We start from the raw sequence: 15,309 nt of genomic DNA on the forward strand, positions 1-15,309 counted from the left end.
TTCAGATTTCCAGCGCGCGCGCGATGGGCAGGGCGCGAATGCGCAAGGCCCCGGCATCGGCAATGGCGTTGCACAGGGCAGGCGCGATGACCGGGGTGGACGCTTCCCCCACCGAACCGGGGCGCGTCCCGCCGGGGATGAGCGCCACTTCGATGGGCGGCACATCGGCCAGCAACGGCATGCGATAATCGCCGAAGTTTTCTGCCGTGGGGCGGCCATCGGCAAAGTGAACCTCGCCCCACAGCGCGGCTTGCAGACCGAAGACGATGCCGCCCGAAATCTGCCCTTCGGTGCTGACCGGATCGATCGCCAGCCCGCAATCGAACGCGCTGGCGATGCGGTTTATGGTCAAGGCCTTGCCCTTCACCGTCACTTCGGCGGCGATGGCGCAAAAGGTGTTGTCGGCATAGCTGAAGGCAATACCGCGCCCTTTGCCTTTACCTGTGCCGGGCTTGCGCGGTTTCCACCCGATCATGGCGGCGGCTTTTTCCAGCACGGCGCGGATGCGGGGCTGGTTTTCCAGCATGGCAAGGCGGAAGGCGAGCTGGTCCTGTCCGGTTGCAAAGGCCAGTTCATCGACGAAGGATTCGGCAAAGAAGGCATTCTGCGACATGGTGACCGAGCGCCAGAAGCCGACCGGGACGGTCAATTCGGTCTTGTGATATTCGATCAGTTTATGCGGGACGGCATAGGCACCATAGACAAGCTGCGCCGCCGCATTGGCATCTGCCAGACCTTCAAATCCGGGGAACGGGGCTTTGTTGTGATAGGCGGATATGGACTCGCCCGAAATGCGGCTGTGAATGGCGGTGGTACGGCCATCCTTGTCGAGCGCGGCGACCGAGCGGACGGCAAAGGCGGGGCGGAACTGGTCCATCGCGAAATCCTGTTCGCGGGTCCACACCGTCTTGACCAGGCGCCCCGGCGCAGCCTGTGCCGCCTGCACGGCGATACCGACGAAATCGGTGCCCCATTTGCGCCCGAAACCGCCGCCGAGGAACGTGACTTCGACACGGACCTTTTCCAGCGGGAGGCCGGTGAGTTTTGCGCCCACTTCGCGGCTGAGCGCGGGGTCTTGCAGCGGACCACGGATCAGCAGGCCATCGGCATCGATGCGCGCGGCGCAGCAGATGGGTTCCATGGTGGCGTGGGCAAGGTGCGGGACTTCATAAGCAGCTTCAAGCTTGCGCGCGGCGCTGGCGAGGGCTTCGAGCAGCTTGGGTTTGTCTGCGCGGTCAAGCTTGGGCGGGAAGACGCCGAGTTCGAGATTGGGGAACGGGGCGGGTTGCACCGTATCGAACGCGGCCTGCATTCCGGCGCGCAGGGATTCATCCGACAGCCCGGCAATGGGGCTGGCCGTGATATCGAGCGATACGGTTTGCGCGGCCTTGTGCGCGCGCCAGAACCGGTCGGCCAGAATGGCGATGCCGCCTTTGACCGGAGCGGTGGCGACCACGCCGGGCAGCTTGCGCGCTTCGTCCAGCCCCTTGGCGGTGAAGGTGGCTTCGGGATGCGGGGCGAGGACGAGGGCTGCGACCAGCATGTTGGGTTCGGTAACGTCGATGCCGAAGGTTGCCGTGCCAGTGACTTTGGCGTGCAAGTCCTTGCGCGGAGTCTTGCCGCCGATGAGTTTGAACTGGCTGGCATCTTTGAGCGCAGGTTTGGCCGGTACGGGCAGCTTGGCCGCGTCTGCCGCGACATCGGCAAAGGAGAGGGGTTTTGGCCCGCCGGTGATCTGGCCTGCGCTGGCCGACAGGGTTTCCACCGCGACGCCCAGACGGGTTGCGGCGGCCTGCACCAGCATGGCGCGCGCGCCTGCGCCCAGCGTGCGCAGGGCGGCAAAATAGCCGGTGACGGTCATCGAATTGGCGGTAAGCTGGCGGCGCGCGGCGGGGTTGGAAAACGCAGGGTCGGCCCATGGCAGCAGCACGGAAACCTTCGCAAAATCGCAATCGAGGTCTTCGGCCACGATGCGGGCAAGGGCCTCCTGCGTGCCCTGCCCCATTTCGGACGAGGGCACGACCAGCGTGATCGCACCATCGGGCGCGATGGACAGCATCGGGCCGAACTGGGCGGCACCGGGTTTTGCAGGGTCAGCCGCTGCGAGTGCTGCCGCAGGGCCGCCCAGCAGCAGCCCGCCCGCACCGATGCCCAGCGCGGCCAGAACGCCGCGACGGCTGAGGTTTATGAGCGGGGCTGTGCTATCGGTCATTTGCTGGACTTTGCGGCAAGATCACGCGCGACGCGGAAGCCGAAGATCCACGTTACGAGGTCTTCGGGGTCGCGTCCGCGCCATGACGTGCGGTTGCGGAAAGGTGCGCTCATCCAGCTACCACCGCGCACGGCGCGCCGGGGGCATTCGCCGCTGACCTCATACGATGTGCCATCAGTGGGGACGGCGGCGGGATAGGGCGCGAAATAGCAGTCCTGCGTCCATTCCCAGACATTGCCAGTCATGTCATAAAGGCCGAAGGGGTTGGGCTGATAGCTGCCGACCGGGGCGGCTCCGGCATGGCCATCGCTGCACTGGGCGAATGGGACGGTCACTGCGCCCTCAGCCGTGGAGAACACCGGCACCGCGCCGCCCTTTGCGCCGTCCTTGTCATAGACATTGGCGTGGGTGCAGCCGGCATCGATGGAATTGCCCCAGTAGTATTCGCCGGGCTTTCCGGCGCGGGCGGCATATTCCCATTCGGATTCGGTGGGCAGGCGATAGGCCTGACCGGTCTTCTTTGACAGCCACGCGGTATAGGCCTTGGCATCGCGCCATGACACGCAGACCACGGGGATATTGGCCGCGCCTTCACCCGCGCCAGTGCCGGGGTGCAGGTAATCGGCATCAGGGACGACTTCGACCTTGCCGCCGACCAGCGACCGGCAGCCCTTTGACGGGACGTGGCCGGTTTCGGCAATGAAGCGCGAGTATTGCGCGTTGGTCACTTCATAAACGCCCAGCGCGAAGGGGCGTTTGATGGTGATCTGGCGGACAGGGCCTTCGGGGCGGCCTTCCTCGCCTGCGTCGGCGCCCATGGTGAAGGAGCCGGGCGCAATCGCGATCATGTCCGGGCAGTCTTTTCCGCAGTCGTTGAAGCGTTTGCCCGCCGGGATGGGCTTGGCCGGCTTGGCAATGGCGGGGGCAGACGTGGCGGTCAGCGCAACGGCAAGTGCCGCGCCGGAGAGGAGCTTTACGATCATTTTCCGGCCTTTGGTTTGAGCATGCCTTCGGACGCGATCCATGCGTGGAACTGGTTCATCCACAGGTCGGCGGTATTGCCCTGCGGCTTCATGCCGAAGCCGTGGCCACCGCGGGCATAGAGGTGGATTTCGGGGCGGTAATCGGCATCGTACAGCGCGCTGTAGAACTGGCGGAAGCCGAGGCCAGCAACCACATCATCCTGTGCGATAACCATGAAGATCGGCGGCAGGCGACCGGGTGCAGGTGTGGCGGCGGGGCGCAGCCAGACCTCTTTGGGTGTGCCGGGCGGATAGGGCAGATTGGCCTGGGGCAGCGGCGGCAGTTTGGTGACAAACGGCATACCATAGATCAGCCCGGAGAAGGCGGGGCGATCCTGCGCGTTCGCTTCCAGCGCCATCATGCCGGCAACATGGCCGCCAGCGGAAAAGCCGACGACGCCGATACGCTGTGGATCGATGCCATATTCGGCGGCGTGGGCGCGGATGTTTTTGAGCGTCTGGGTGCCGTCAGCGGCGGCAGGTTCGCCCTTTACGCCATCGTTGAAGCGCGGATCGGCGTTGATGCGGTTGCGCATCGCCTCGACGCTTTCACCCGGCAGGCGGGCGATGGTGCGATAGCGCAGGAGGAAGGCGGCAATGCCGTGATCGGCCAGCCAGCGGGCGACGGCGCGGCCTTCCTTTTCAATCGAATGGAAGCGGAAACCGCCGCCGGGTGCGACGATGACCGCAGCGCCGTTGCCCTTGCCCGCAGCGGGCAGGAACGGCTGATAGGTGGGGACGGTCACATTCCAGAGCTGTTCGCCCCATGGATCGCCGGGCACGGTAATGGTCTGTTCCGTCACGGGCGCGGGCGGGATGCCCGGCCAATCGGCGGCAAGCGGCGGGGTGCCGGGCCAGACCTTTATGGGGGCGAGTTCGCGCACTGCCGACGATGTGGCAGCAGGGGCCTGCGCGTGGGCCGGAATGGCCAACGCGGTAAGCGCCAGAGCGGCGAGCGCGAGGCGAATCATGCGCCGACCAGAGTTACGTTGATGTCTGCCAACCCAGCGCGCAGGGCCTTGGCTTCGGTATATTCAGGCGAGTTGTAGAAGCCCAGAGCGGCTTCTCGGCTGGGCCATTCGGAGACGACCACCGATGCGCCTTCAGCCCCTTCGCCTTCGAGCACCGTGGCACCGGGCGCGCGGATGACATAGCGCCCGCCGTGCTGTTCAAGGATCTGCGCGGCCTTTTGCGAATAGCCGCAGGCCATGAAGGCGTCGCGGTCCTTGAGCGTTGCGGTCACGACGAGCCATGCGGCCATTGGGGTATCTCCTGTACGGGTTTGCTTTGGCCGTAGTCCACACCGGGGGCGGTGTGCCGAACAGGTCTGTCGTGGGGTTATCCGATGGGCGGATTGCCTGCCCGGCTTGGCACCGGGCAGGCGGTAACATGTTGAAATTATAAGATCAGTATTCGGCCAGCAAGCGGCCCAGTCCGTCGATCTTGTCATCGATGCCGCAGGCGCGCAGGGCGTGCCAATAGGTCGCCGTGTTGATGGCGATGACCGGCTTGGCCAGCTTGGCTTCGTATTCCGCCGCAAGGTCGACCATCGACAGATTGGTGCCGACCTGCACGATGGCGTCGACATCATCGCCATCGAGTTCGGCAATCACGTCACGCAGACGATCGGGCGTGACCTTGGCGATATCGGTCCAGCGCTTGCATTCCAGCGGAACGTCGCGCTTTACGGTGAAGCCCGATTCTTCAAGGAAGTTGCGCACTTCGGCGTTGGCGACCGGGTAATAGGGCGAAACGAAGCTGACGGTCTTGACGTTGCCGTATGCCTTCAATGCCGCAGCCACGGATTCTGCGCCGGTCGATGCGCCGACACCGGCAACCTCTTCGACCTGAGCCTTCCATTTGCGGCTGCCTTCGACGCCGCCGTAAAAGGTGATGGCCGACATGCCGAGCACGAGGTAATCGGGCTTGCATGTCATCACCGAACGAACCGCATCCAGCGTGTTTTCGGCAATGGCGGTAGTGCCTGCGATGAAATCCTCGTTCGACAGGGCGAGCGGGTCTTCGACATAGATGCGCGAGAAATGGTTGGTCACGCCATGTGGGCGCATCCGTTCCATGTCCGGCTGGACCACGGTGTTGGTGGATGGGGCAATGACACCCAGCAGCTTGCGCCAACCGAGAACGTCAACCATTGCAAATCTCCTGTTGCGCGGGTGTCTTGGCCCCGCGCGGGGTTGAACAGATTTCTCCCCGGCCCGCTCAGAGTCGGTGACTGCTGGGTCGCTGACTGCTGGCGGGCGCTTTTGTGGCTGTTCAGGTAGTTCTGGTCAGGTAATCGCAGCCGCTTCTTCAAGGCTTTGATACATCGCCTGGCGCAGCATATAGGCGCGGCGGCGGGTATCGTCCTGCTTGATTTCCAGCATGGCATCACGGCGACGCTGGTGGGCGTCATCCTGCCCGCCCTTAATCATCGCCATGTTTTCCTTGGTCTGCGTCTGGGTGAAGCTGTGCGTCACCGTGCGGCGCTGACGATCGTAAAGCGCAAGGCCTTCGTCATTGCTGACTTGGCCCTTCAAGATCGGCAGCAGCTTTTCGAACAGATTGAAGGCATCGTGGATGCCCGAGTTCATGCCGAAGCCGCCGAGCGGATTGTTGAGGTGCGAAGCATCGCCCGCCAGCAGCACACGCCCTTCGCGGAACGATTTGGCCACGCGCTGATGGACGCGGTAAAGCGTGCGGTGCTGCGTCACCACATCTGCGCCATTGCCGATAAGCCGGTCAAAGATGGCGTTCTTGGTGGCATCGGAACGCAGCACATCATCGCTTTGCGTGCCATCGGTGGGCACGAGAATGCGCCAGAGCGAAGGCACGCGCAGCAGCACCAGCCATTCTTCCGGGTCGGAAACATAGTTCACCAGCGCCAGATTGGGCAGGTGATCGGCCAGTTCCAGTTCGGTGGACAGGCACAGGAAGCGTTCGGGATAGGTGAAGCCGTCAAACTCCACGCCCAGCCACTTGCGCACGATGGAATTGGCCCCGTCGGCACCGATCAGGTAATCGGCGCGCAGCCGTTCGATCCCGACCATCGTTTCGATGGCAATGTCTACGCCCGCGCCATCATCATTGAAGGTCAGCAGGCGGCTGGAAAAGCGCACCTTGGCGTTGGGATATTGTGCCAGACCTTCAGCCAGCGCGCGCGACAGGTGATACTGTTCGCACTGGATACGGAAAGGATAACGGGTGACGTCGGCAATTTCGGCAAGGTCGAAATCGATCACTTCGCCCGACTGACGATCGCGCCAGTGATAGACCGGGGCCTTCAGACCCTTTTCCAGAAGCATCGGGGTGATGCCGATCTGGTCAAGCATTTCGAGCGTCGGCGGATGGAACGTGGAGGCGCGCAAATCCTGCGCGCAATCTTCGCCCGTCTCGATAACCACTACGTCGATGCCCGCCTGGGCCAGAAGCGTCGCCAGAACCGTGCCTACTGGTCCTGCCCCCGCGATCGCTACCTGACACCGTCCAACTGCTGTCATTCGAGCAGACTCCCAATGAGAATTCGAAGTCTGGTATGAACGTCAGTTTGCAGGGCTGCGGAATTGAAGGCGGAAATATCCGACTTGCGGTGATTGGCCGACTTGCAGTGATCGAGGCGCAGCTATTCTTCCGTCGGCTCGGTCCGGCTTACAGTTGGCAAATACATCCATTGCAAACCTGATGGCTTGGGAAGCCCTTGCCGCTGTGACCAATTTCTCTTGCCGCGCAATAAATCTCGCTCTCGTACGTTAAACGAGGGACCGGGGGCGGGGCTACGGCGGTTGCGGTTCTGACCGGTCGTGGAGTTTGCAAAGGCCATGCCCTCCACATTCTACGCAGCGCCGACACATTCCGTCTGGGCCGGAGCGTCAGCTATCCGCCACTTCGCTCTGCAAACGGACTTTCCGGAAACGACGCCGTTTCGGACGTTAGACTAGTGGCGGAAAAGGCCTACCCGCCGTTAGTTCATTTTAGCACGGCGGCAGCTACTCCTTGAGCAGTTCATTCAAAAATGGCTCGGCTATGTCAGCGGGAACAGGCAGATGTTCAGTCGTTAGCACGCGCCACTTTTCGCCTGTAAACCTGAACAGCACTCCGCCCTTGGGGTCACGCGGAACGGGTATGCTCGTGGTGTCGCCGGTCCAATGAATGACACCATCATCGAAATCGGTTGCGGTGTCGGAAAGGGAAACCAAAATCTCGTCGGCCTGCCTTTTTTGGATTTTCAGCTCCATCACATGGAGCAGATCGAGCCGGTCGAGAGCAAAGTGCGGCGGAAACGCCGTGTTGTAAGAATTCTCAAGGTCAACCACAGATGGATAGCGAATACCTATCCTACCATCTTCCAAGATCAAGTCTTTTACCTGCTCTTTAAAATATGACGTGAATATATCTGAGATGGCAGCGGTAGGTTTGTAATCCGTCGAAAAATCTTTAGGCACCTTTCTTGTGAACAGAGCGTCAAGATACGCATAAAACATAGTGTCTTTTTCGTCCAAGCGCTCCATGAACGCTTGATCTTCCTCCATATCGAACACTTTGTTTACTGGTAGCTGCTTCTTGCCAATCCATTGAGAGATGTACGCAACATCATCCGTCTGCACGTCACATTCAAGCAATGCGGTGATACGGCGAGAAGAGCAATACAGCATTGGCTGGCCGGGCGCATTGCATCGTTGAAAGCCGCTCACGCAGTCAGCGGAAGGCGCACAAAGCTCCGAGACATTCCGCAGTTTGTGCCTGGGATTCTTTCGCACACGAAAAAAGAGCTCATGGGATTTGGTTGGCCCAACCATGATGGGGACACCAGCAATCATCCGGCTAACGATTGCTTTGACAGTTTTGTAATCGGATTTGCTGAAATCTATCCGATTTAGCCTTCTTATCTGCTCCCTCATTTCAATTCTTGAGAGGCCAACTTTCTTCATCATCAAAAATTTCTCTGTATTTGCTCTTAACTAGAACCGGACATTGGCGATTTTTAGCCGATCGTCCATGCTGTGCGATCGCGTCGTTGCCTCTACCGCCAGCACCACTCTTGCGCAGCGGGTCGCCCAACCACCACTAGACGCACAACAGCGGCCTGACGGCTCCCACCCAACTACCGCCATTTAGGCAGATTTACCGCCGCCCCAGAAGCAGCCATTCATCTGCCCAGCAAAATACCCTAAAATCCCAAAATCCACTATCGTCGCCCCGTGTCAAGCACGGGGCGACGGTTGGTTTGTTCAACGGGTAGTCAGCGCTCCACAATAGCGGTCAGGCCTTCATCACGGGCACCGGCGTCTGCCCGGTTTCGTCCAGATAATAGGCTACCCATTTGTGGAAGAACTGGTTGCCCGGTTCGTTGCGGCCAAAGGTCTGGTGGGTCATCGCGCCCGATTCCAGCCCGTTCTGCACTTTCAGGCCAAGGAAATAGTCTTCCTCTTCCACCACATCGAAGAAGAAGTCGCACATCTGGTCAAGCGCGGCGAGGCCTTCGTCCGTGTCGGGTTTTACCGGGAAAATGTAGTTCATCACCGTGGTGTTCTGGTTGGCTTTCGGCCCCGGAAAAAGCTGCGCCAACTGTCCCATTTCGGGGGCGAGGAAAAAGCTCATGTTCGGAAAGAGCATGCGGATGAAATCATAGCCGTTGTTTTCCTGCCGCCCCCATTCGTCACGCGGCAGATCGTGCAGGCGGGTAATCGAATTTTGCGGAAAGCCCAGCCGGATATGCGGGCCGAAGCCTTCGTAATGGGCGCGGTTTGACGGGCTGCGCGTGGCGACGGTGTTGGTGTGCGCGGCCTGAAAGTGATAGCCTTCCAGATAGCCGTCATAAGCAACTTTCCAGTTGGCGCCCTGCATGGGTTTGCTCTTGTGGTAATACCACGTTTCAAGGCGCAGCGCGGCAAAGTCTTCATACATGCCGCCCATCCATTCGACTGCGTTGATCGGCATATCCGGCGTCAGGATCACGAAGATCAGGCCCGCCGCTTCATCGCAGGGCAGTTCGGTCAGGTTCAGGGTCGAGCGGTCGACATCGCCAAAGGTGCTGGCTTCGGCAATGCCCATAAGCTTGCCGTCGTTGGCATATGTCCAGCCGTGGTACTGGCAGGCAAAGGCCTTGCAGTTGCCCTTGCCCGTCTGGGCCAGATGCATGGCGCGGTGTTTGCACACATTAAGGAACGCGCGCGCCCGGCCATCGCGCCCGCGCGTTATCAGCACGGGCAGGCCCATGACCTCCATCGCCTTGTAATCGTTGGGCTGCGGCAGTTCGATGGTCAGCGCCAGCATGAGCGGCAGACGCTTGAAGATGCGCGCGATTTCCTGGTCGAAGCGATCCTGATCGAGATAATCGGCCACGGGCACGCGCATGGTGGCGCTGGCCTGATCGGTGGTCCTGCTTTCGACGAAGTGGAGCATGCGCTGCGCCGCATCGGCGTATTTATCGTAGAGTTCGGTCATCTTGGCGCCCTCACGTGTTCAGATAATAATCCAGCGTCTGGTGGATGTGGCGGATGCGCACTTCCTGATAGTCGGCCAGTTCAACCGACTGATTTTTCGACGCTTTCAGCCCTTCGTGGCACAGCTCCATATTCTCGCTGTCCTGATCCAGCACGGCGCCCAGCACGCCAAGTTCGGGAGCATCGGCCCAGATCTGATCGTCGGACAGCAGGTGCATGGGCACGCCTGCGGGGCGCAGTTGGCCCTGCGGCACGCGGGCGATCACGCGCACTTCCATCAGGCATTTGTCCTGATCGGGCCATGGCCGCCAGCGATAGACGATGTTGGGCATGAACCCGCCCCACGGCGCGAAGTTGGGGAAGACGTTGTAAACCAGCGCGTCGAGCAGTTCGCTTTCCGAAACGCCCGAATAATCCCCGCCAAACTGCTTTTCCGAAACTTCGCGCATCATATCGCCCAGCGCGGCGCGGGCGGTGCGGCCTTCGGGCACCTGAATGGCGTAGTTGTCCTTTTCCGCGTCGTAATTGTCGGCACTGCGACCATTGTATTTGCGGAATTCGTCGATGATGCGCTGTTGCGGCCAGTTTTCGGCCTGCGCCTGTGCCTCGATATGCGGGCTGATGACGCCGAACGGGGTGTAGTTGACGTTCACATGGCGGCCCAGCACATGATAGGCGGCATTGGCATCGCCGGTGAACGGCATAAGCTGCGGGTGCGTGACATAGGCGTGGTAGCTTTCCATGAAAGCTTCCATCGCGATCTTCCAGTTGGCGGGAATGACCTTGGCCACCCATGCCACGGTCACGCATTCTTCGTGTTTCCAGCGTTTGAAGTATTCCGGCAGCGGGGCAAGGTATTCCTCGATCGTCGGGCCTTCAGGGTTATCGCGCACGAAGATATAGCCGCCCCATTGCGCCAGCGTGGCCTGCGGCAATTGCATCTTCTGGTCAGTCAGGTGGGCAAAATCCCAGCGGCAGGGGATGTTGCGCAAGGAACCGTCGGGGTTCCATGAAAAGCCGTGGAACGGGCAGATGAACTGATCGGCGCTGCCGCTGTCGGTCTTCAGCTTGCGCCCGCGATGCAGGCAGACATTGTGGAACGCCCTGACGCTGCCATCGTCCTGCCGGACGATCAGATAGGACCGGCCTGCGTTGTCATAGGTGACGTAATCGCCCGGTTCGGGCAGGTCTTCCTCGCGCGCGGCGAATTGCCACACGTTGGGCCACATCTTTTCCACTTCGGCGCGGAAGAATTCGGCGCTGTAATAGCGCGCGGCGTCGATGGGATCGGAGCCAAGATATTCGTAGCGGTCTTCGGCCACGAAGGCGGGCGGCTGCACATCGTCGGCCCGCAGGATGTCTTCCCAGCCGGGGCCGGGGCAGCGCGGGCGGGCGAACGCGCCGGGATCACGATCAGCCATGTCTTTCCTCTTCCGTTTCTATGTCGGATGGGAAAATGTCATGCGTGCTGGCCGCGGCGTTTGATCGAGGTCAAGAATCGCCGGCGTTGGCCCTATGGTTTTGGTTAGGAACTGGCCTTTTGGTGAAGAAAACAGGTGGGATTGCCGGTTTTATGCGACCCCCACCTGCACAGGAATGGCAAAATTGTGGGTGGCTCAAGCCGGGACGATCACGCCTTCGTCCTGCCGCCACACCGGCAGGATCTGTTCGTCGTCATAGATTTCCATGATTTCGAAGACGTTGTCGAAGAAATCGCGGCAATAGGTGGCGGCATAGCCGTGTTTGCGTCCAGCGGCATCGGTGGTGATACCGGCCATGGCAGGCGGGGTGTGGACGCGGATGCCAGCGTCCAGCAGGCGCTGATAGCAGGACTGGATATCTTCCACCTGCACCGCGAAATGGGTGTAGCCATAGCGGTTGACGCCCCGGTCCGGATCTTGCGGTTCGGACCGGGGGGCAAGATATTCGAACACTTCGATGCAGGCATTGCCCAGCTTGCACATGAACTGCCGCGCGGCGCTGCCTTTAAGGCCGACAACATCGTCGATGAACGGATTGTCCCGCCATTCGAGCGGCGGTCCCACCTCGACCGCGCCCAGCAGATCGAGGTAGAACGTGCGCGCCTTGTCGAGATCGGGGACGGATACCCCGATGTGCTGGATACCCCTGGCCCCGATGCTCATTGTATCAGCTCCTTAGAACTGGACCCGCTTGGTGTAACCGCCATCGACCACCAGATTGGTGCCAGTGGTATAGGACGAGGCCGGGCTAGCGAGGAACACCACCGCCTTGGCCACGTCATCCGGCGCGCCGAAACGGCCAAGGGCAAAACCGGATTCGACCGACTGATAGAGTTCGGGCACCGCGCCTTCGATCATTTCCCAGTTGCCGCCAGCAAACTTGATCGGACCGGGCGACACGGCGTTGACGCGGATGCCTTTGGGGCCGAGCGCCTGCGAAAGCTGGCCTGCATAGACGATCAGCGCACCCTTCAGCGCATTGTAGCCCTGCGGCACGATGAAGGTTTCAAGCCCTGCGGTGGACGAAAGGATGACCACCGAACCATCGTCCGATGCTTCAAGGAACGGCTCAAGCACTTCGACGCCGATCACCGAACCCATGATGTCGTGGTCCAGACCCTTCTGCCAGTCACCGGTCTGGCCCGAACCCGACGTGGAGATCATGGGAATGAAGATGTCGCAACCGCCAAGATCAGCAGCAGCCTGCGACAGCCATGCACGATAGGCGTCCGGGCCTGCATCCATATCGAAGGCCGAACCGAAAACCTTGTTCCCGTGCTTTTCAAGCGAAGCTGCGGTTTCGGCCACCTGATCGGCATTGCGCGAGCAGAACGCCACATCCGCGCCTTCGGCGGCAAGGATTTCCACCGTTGCGCGGCCAATGCCACGACTGCCGCCGGTCAGGATGACCTTCTTGCCTTTGAGTCCCAGATCCATGGCCTTGCTCCTCTAAAATCCCGAAAGAATCTTTCCCAGCATCCTTGAAGGGGCGGGCATAGCCAAGCCACTCCCCTTTTGAACAGGAAATGGCTTTGGTCGCATGGTGGTAGCCCTTGCGCAAACAGGTTTGAGGAGCCGGATAGTGGGACGTTTGGAAGGCAAGACCGCAATCGTGCTGGGCGCAAGCAGCGAAGGGAATATGGGGCAGGTCATCGCGCGCCGGTTCATGGACGAAGGCGCGCAAGTGCTGGTATCAGGACGCAAAGCGGACGTGCTGGAAAAGTTTGCGGCCGAAAACGGTTGCCACTGGACAACCTGCGATCTGACCGATGAAGCCAGCGTCAATGCCCTGGCCGATACCGCAGCCCAGAAGCTGGGCGGCATCGACATTGCCCTGAACGCGACCGGATGGGGCCTGTTGAAAGGATTCCTTGATGTCACGCGCGAGGAACTGGACGCGATGGCGGCGCTGCAACTTGTCGGGCCGCACCAGTTCTTTCAGGCGATGGTGCGCAAGATGGCGCGGTCGCTGGGCGGGCGCGGCGGGTCGATCCTGACGATCAGTTCGGCAACCGCACAGATCATGCTGAACGACCACGCCATCTATATGGGCACCAAGGCGGGGACCGATCACATCATCCGCTGCATCGCGCACGAATTCGGGCACGAGGGCATCCGCGCCAATTCGATTTCGCCGGGCCTCACCGACACCCCGATGACCGCCGATGCAGGACAAGTGCCCGGCCTGTTCGAAGCCTTCCGCGCCGGTTACCCGCTGGGCCGCTGGGGCACGTCGGACGACATTGCTGCGGCCGCCGTGTTCCTGGCCAGCGACGAATGCTTCATGACCGGCGAAAACCTGCAGGTGAACGGCGGACTGACCCTGCGCCGCAATCCCACGCGCGATGAAATCAACGCAAGCGTGGCGAAGGCGATGGCAGAGGGTTGAGGTCAGCCCTTCTGCAGCAAGGGGCGCAGCAACAGGTCGATATAGCGCGAAAGTTCGGGTTCGCAGGTGGGGTCGTATCCCGCAATGCCTGCGAAATAATCGCGCGTCCCGAACGCCAGCAGCGCCCCGCCCAGCAGGTTCATGTAGGCCGCAGCCGCGCTTGCGCCCGATAGCAGGCCTTCGCTTTCCAGTGCGGTAAAAAGCGGGTGGAGGATTTCCCATACCGGAACGCCAAAGCTTTGCGCCACCCAGTCGTGCCGCTCGCCAGACACCGAGAACTCCTGCAGCATAAGGCGGGTGAGTTGCGGATTGGCGGCGAAGGTCTTCAGCAGCGTGGCGAGCAGGCCCGGCAGGATTTCGCGCGCAGGCTGGCCGTCAAGACCGTGCAGCCCGTCGCGCAATACCCTTTCACCTTGCTGTGCAAAGGCTTCGACCACAGCCTGCCAGAGCATCCGCTTGGTCGGAAAGTAATAGGCCAGATGCCCCGGTTCGATCCCGGCAGCGGCAGCAATCCGGCGGGTACTGGCCCCTTCATATCCTTCTTCGGCAAAGACATGCAGCGCCGCTTCCAGGATGGCTTCGCGGTTGGCGGTGGGGGCATAGCGTGCGGGTTTGGCTGACATCAGCTTGCGATGCCATCGATTTGGGCAATTGACAAACATCTTTGGCAAATGCCAAACACCGGGTAACAAGCATCCGGGAGAACACCATGCATCCGCTCAAGACCCGTCAGCCCTATCCCCGCAATCAGTGGTGGGCGGCTGCCTATGCGTCGGAAGTGGGCCGTCAGTTGCTGGGCCGCACGATATTGGGTGATCGGATAATCCTGTACCGGACTGAAAGCGGAGAAGCGGTTGCGCTTTCGGGCCTGTGCCCGCACCGCGCCTTTCCGCTGGAAAAAGGGTGCCTTGCCGGTGATCGCGTGCGCTGCGGCTATCACGGGTTCACATTCTCCTCGACCGGCGCGCTGGAGGAAGTGCCAAGCCAGACTGCCATTCCGGCCAAGGCTGATCTGCGCCGCTTCCCGGTGGCGGAGCGCGGCGGCGTGGTGTGGATATGGACGGGGGCTGAAACGCTGGCCGACGAAACACTTCTGCCCGATATGGCCGCGCTTGGGCCGGCCAACCCGGACTGGGCCACCGAACAGCACATTCCGGCCACGATAGCCGCCCGCTACACCCTGCTGATCGACAACCTGCTTGACCTGAGCCACGCCAGCTTCATTCATGCAGACACCATCCCCGGCGGCGATTATGTCGCCAGTCTGCCGGTAGAACTGGTCGAAACACCAGCAAGCCTCAACGTGCGGCGCATTGGGCGGGGCCTGCCGTCAAACCCGTTCTTCAAACTGATGTTTCCGCACCATGAAGGCCCGCTGGATCAGGCGTTTGATGCAGAGTATTTTGGCCCACACCTGATCCGCACCGGCGGCGCGCTTTTCGATAGCGCGGGCGGTGCACGGCTTGGCACGCAGAACTATCTGCATATCATCACACCCGAAACGCCCGGTTCGCTGCACTATTTCGTCGTGACATCGCGCGATTTTGCGACCGGCAATCCGGCGCTGGGCCGGACCCATGTGGATATGGGCCTGCGTATCCAGCCGCAGGACAAGGCGGCGATCGAAGCCATCGAGCAAGTCCTGCAAGGCCTGAGCCACCCACCGCGAGAAGTTTCTGCCCGCTGCGACACGGGTGCGTTGAAGGTTCGCCACCGGCTGGAATCGCAAATACGTGCGGAAGAGCAGGCTGCCTGAGGTGTTTCG

The 15,309-nt window shown here is 61.2% G+C and carries 14 protein-coding genes; 2 read left to right on the forward strand and 12 right to left on the reverse strand.

Annotated elements, in window-relative coordinates; genetic code table 11:
* Position 1: 1 nt before the first annotated feature.
* The 11 genes from OVA07_RS16915 to OVA07_RS16965 form a co-directional block, all read right to left on the reverse strand.
* Complete coding sequence (locus tag OVA07_RS16915; RefSeq protein ID WP_268172851.1) at positions 2-2,212, reverse strand: xanthine dehydrogenase family protein molybdopterin-binding subunit; 2,211 nt, start codon at positions 2,210-2,212, stop codon at positions 2-4.
* A complete protein-coding gene (locus tag OVA07_RS16920; RefSeq protein WP_268172852.1) occupies positions 2,209-3,195 on the reverse strand; it encodes a formylglycine-generating enzyme family protein in 987 nt (328 codons plus the stop codon). The genes OVA07_RS16915 and OVA07_RS16920 overlap by 4 nt, the downstream gene beginning before the upstream one ends.
* A complete protein-coding gene (locus OVA07_RS16925; RefSeq protein WP_268172853.1) occupies positions 3,192-4,205 on the reverse strand; it encodes an alpha/beta hydrolase in 1,014 nt (337 codons plus the stop codon). Before OVA07_RS16925 ends, OVA07_RS16920 begins: the two co-directional genes overlap by 4 nt.
* Positions 4,202-4,495, reverse strand: coding sequence for a DUF1330 domain-containing protein (locus tag OVA07_RS16930; RefSeq protein ID WP_268172854.1), 294 nt, complete (start codon positions 4,493-4,495; stop codon positions 4,202-4,204). The genes OVA07_RS16925 and OVA07_RS16930 overlap by 4 nt, the downstream gene beginning before the upstream one ends.
* Positions 4,496-4,640: 145 nt before the next feature.
* Positions 4,641-5,387, reverse strand: a complete 747-nt coding sequence (locus OVA07_RS16935; protein ID WP_268172855.1) for a maleate cis-trans isomerase family protein — start codon at positions 5,385-5,387, stop codon at positions 4,641-4,643.
* Positions 5,388-5,522: 135 nt separating this feature from the next.
* On the reverse strand, positions 5,523-6,731 hold the full coding sequence (locus tag OVA07_RS16940; protein WP_268172856.1) for an FAD-dependent oxidoreductase: 1,209 nt from the start codon (positions 6,729-6,731) through the stop codon (positions 5,523-5,525).
* 486 nt (positions 6,732-7,217) lie between these two features.
* The gene (locus OVA07_RS16945) at positions 7,218-8,162 is read right to left on the reverse strand and encodes an RES family NAD+ phosphorylase (protein WP_268172857.1); all 945 of its coding nucleotides are present in this window, start codon (positions 8,160-8,162) and stop codon (positions 7,218-7,220) included.
* A 328-nt stretch (positions 8,163-8,490) separates the two neighbouring features.
* Positions 8,491-9,675 (reverse strand): aromatic ring-hydroxylating oxygenase subunit alpha, encoded by a 1,185-nt coding sequence (locus OVA07_RS16950; protein WP_268172858.1) that lies wholly within the window; start codon positions 9,673-9,675, stop codon positions 8,491-8,493.
* 10 nt (positions 9,676-9,685) lie between these two features.
* Positions 9,686-11,095, reverse strand: a complete 1,410-nt coding sequence (locus OVA07_RS16955) for an aromatic ring-hydroxylating oxygenase subunit alpha (protein WP_268172859.1) — start codon at positions 11,093-11,095, stop codon at positions 9,686-9,688.
* Between the two features lie 195 nt (positions 11,096-11,290).
* The gene (locus OVA07_RS16960; RefSeq protein ID WP_268172860.1) at positions 11,291-11,818 is read right to left on the reverse strand and encodes a VOC family protein; all 528 of its coding nucleotides are present in this window, start codon (positions 11,816-11,818) and stop codon (positions 11,291-11,293) included.
* 12 nt (positions 11,819-11,830) lie between these two features.
* Positions 11,831-12,592 carry an SDR family NAD(P)-dependent oxidoreductase gene (locus tag OVA07_RS16965; RefSeq protein WP_268172861.1) on the reverse strand — a complete coding sequence of 254 codons (762 nt, stop codon included), beginning with the start codon at positions 12,590-12,592 and terminating at the stop codon, positions 11,831-11,833.
* A 145-nt stretch (positions 12,593-12,737) separates the two neighbouring features.
* Here OVA07_RS16965 and OVA07_RS16970 point away from each other — a divergent pair, with 145 nt between their 5' ends.
* Positions 12,738-13,544 (forward strand): SDR family oxidoreductase, encoded by an 807-nt coding sequence (locus tag OVA07_RS16970; protein ID WP_268172862.1) that lies wholly within the window; start codon positions 12,738-12,740, stop codon positions 13,542-13,544.
* A gap of 2 nt (positions 13,545-13,546) precedes the next feature.
* Here OVA07_RS16970 and OVA07_RS16975 read toward each other — a convergent pair whose 3' ends face one another.
* Entirely contained in the window at positions 13,547-14,167 is a 621-nt protein-coding gene (locus OVA07_RS16975; protein WP_268172863.1) for a TetR/AcrR family transcriptional regulator, read from the reverse strand.
* Between the two features lie 86 nt (positions 14,168-14,253).
* Here OVA07_RS16975 and OVA07_RS16980 point away from each other — a divergent pair, with 86 nt between their 5' ends.
* Positions 14,254-15,300, forward strand: coding sequence for an aromatic ring-hydroxylating dioxygenase subunit alpha (locus tag OVA07_RS16980; protein ID WP_268172864.1), 1,047 nt, complete (start codon positions 14,254-14,256; stop codon positions 15,298-15,300).
* Positions 15,301-15,309 lie beyond the last annotated feature (9 nt).

The sequence above is a fragment of the Novosphingobium sp. SL115 genome (genome assembly GCF_026672515.1).
Lineage (GTDB): Bacteria > Pseudomonadota > Alphaproteobacteria > Sphingomonadales > Sphingomonadaceae > Novosphingobium.

Coding starts and splice junctions, on each gene's coding strand:
- OVA07_RS16915 (WP_268172851.1), bottom strand. CDS start 2,212: ATGACCGATAGCACAGCCCCGCTCATAAACCTCAGCCGTCGCGGCGTT.
- OVA07_RS16920 (WP_268172852.1), bottom strand. CDS start 3,195: ATGATCGTAAAGCTCCTCTCCGGCGCGGCACTTGCCGTTGCGCTGACC.
- OVA07_RS16925 (WP_268172853.1), bottom strand. CDS start 4,205: ATGATTCGCCTCGCGCTCGCCGCTCTGGCGCTTACCGCGTTGGCCATT.
- OVA07_RS16930 (WP_268172854.1), bottom strand. CDS start 4,495: ATGGCCGCATGGCTCGTCGTGACCGCAACGCTCAAGGACCGCGACGCC.
- OVA07_RS16935 (WP_268172855.1), bottom strand. CDS start 5,387: ATGGTTGACGTTCTCGGTTGGCGCAAGCTGCTGGGTGTCATTGCCCCA.
- OVA07_RS16940 (WP_268172856.1), bottom strand. CDS start 6,731: ATGACAGCAGTTGGACGGTGTCAGGTAGCGATCGCGGGGGCAGGACCA.
- OVA07_RS16945 (WP_268172857.1), bottom strand. CDS start 8,162: ATGATGAAGAAAGTTGGCCTCTCAAGAATTGAAATGAGGGAGCAGATA.
- OVA07_RS16950 (WP_268172858.1), bottom strand. CDS start 9,675: ATGACCGAACTCTACGATAAATACGCCGATGCGGCGCAGCGCATGCTC.
- OVA07_RS16955 (WP_268172859.1), bottom strand. CDS start 11,095: ATGGCTGATCGTGATCCCGGCGCGTTCGCCCGCCCGCGCTGCCCCGGC.
- OVA07_RS16960 (WP_268172860.1), bottom strand. CDS start 11,818: ATGAGCATCGGGGCCAGGGGTATCCAGCACATCGGGGTATCCGTCCCC.
- OVA07_RS16965 (WP_268172861.1), bottom strand. CDS start 12,592: ATGGATCTGGGACTCAAAGGCAAGAAGGTCATCCTGACCGGCGGCAGT.
- OVA07_RS16975 (WP_268172863.1), bottom strand. CDS start 14,167: ATGTCAGCCAAACCCGCACGCTATGCCCCCACCGCCAACCGCGAAGCC.
- OVA07_RS16980 (WP_268172864.1), top strand. CDS start 14,254: ATGCATCCGCTCAAGACCCGTCAGCCCTATCCCCGCAATCAGTGGTGG.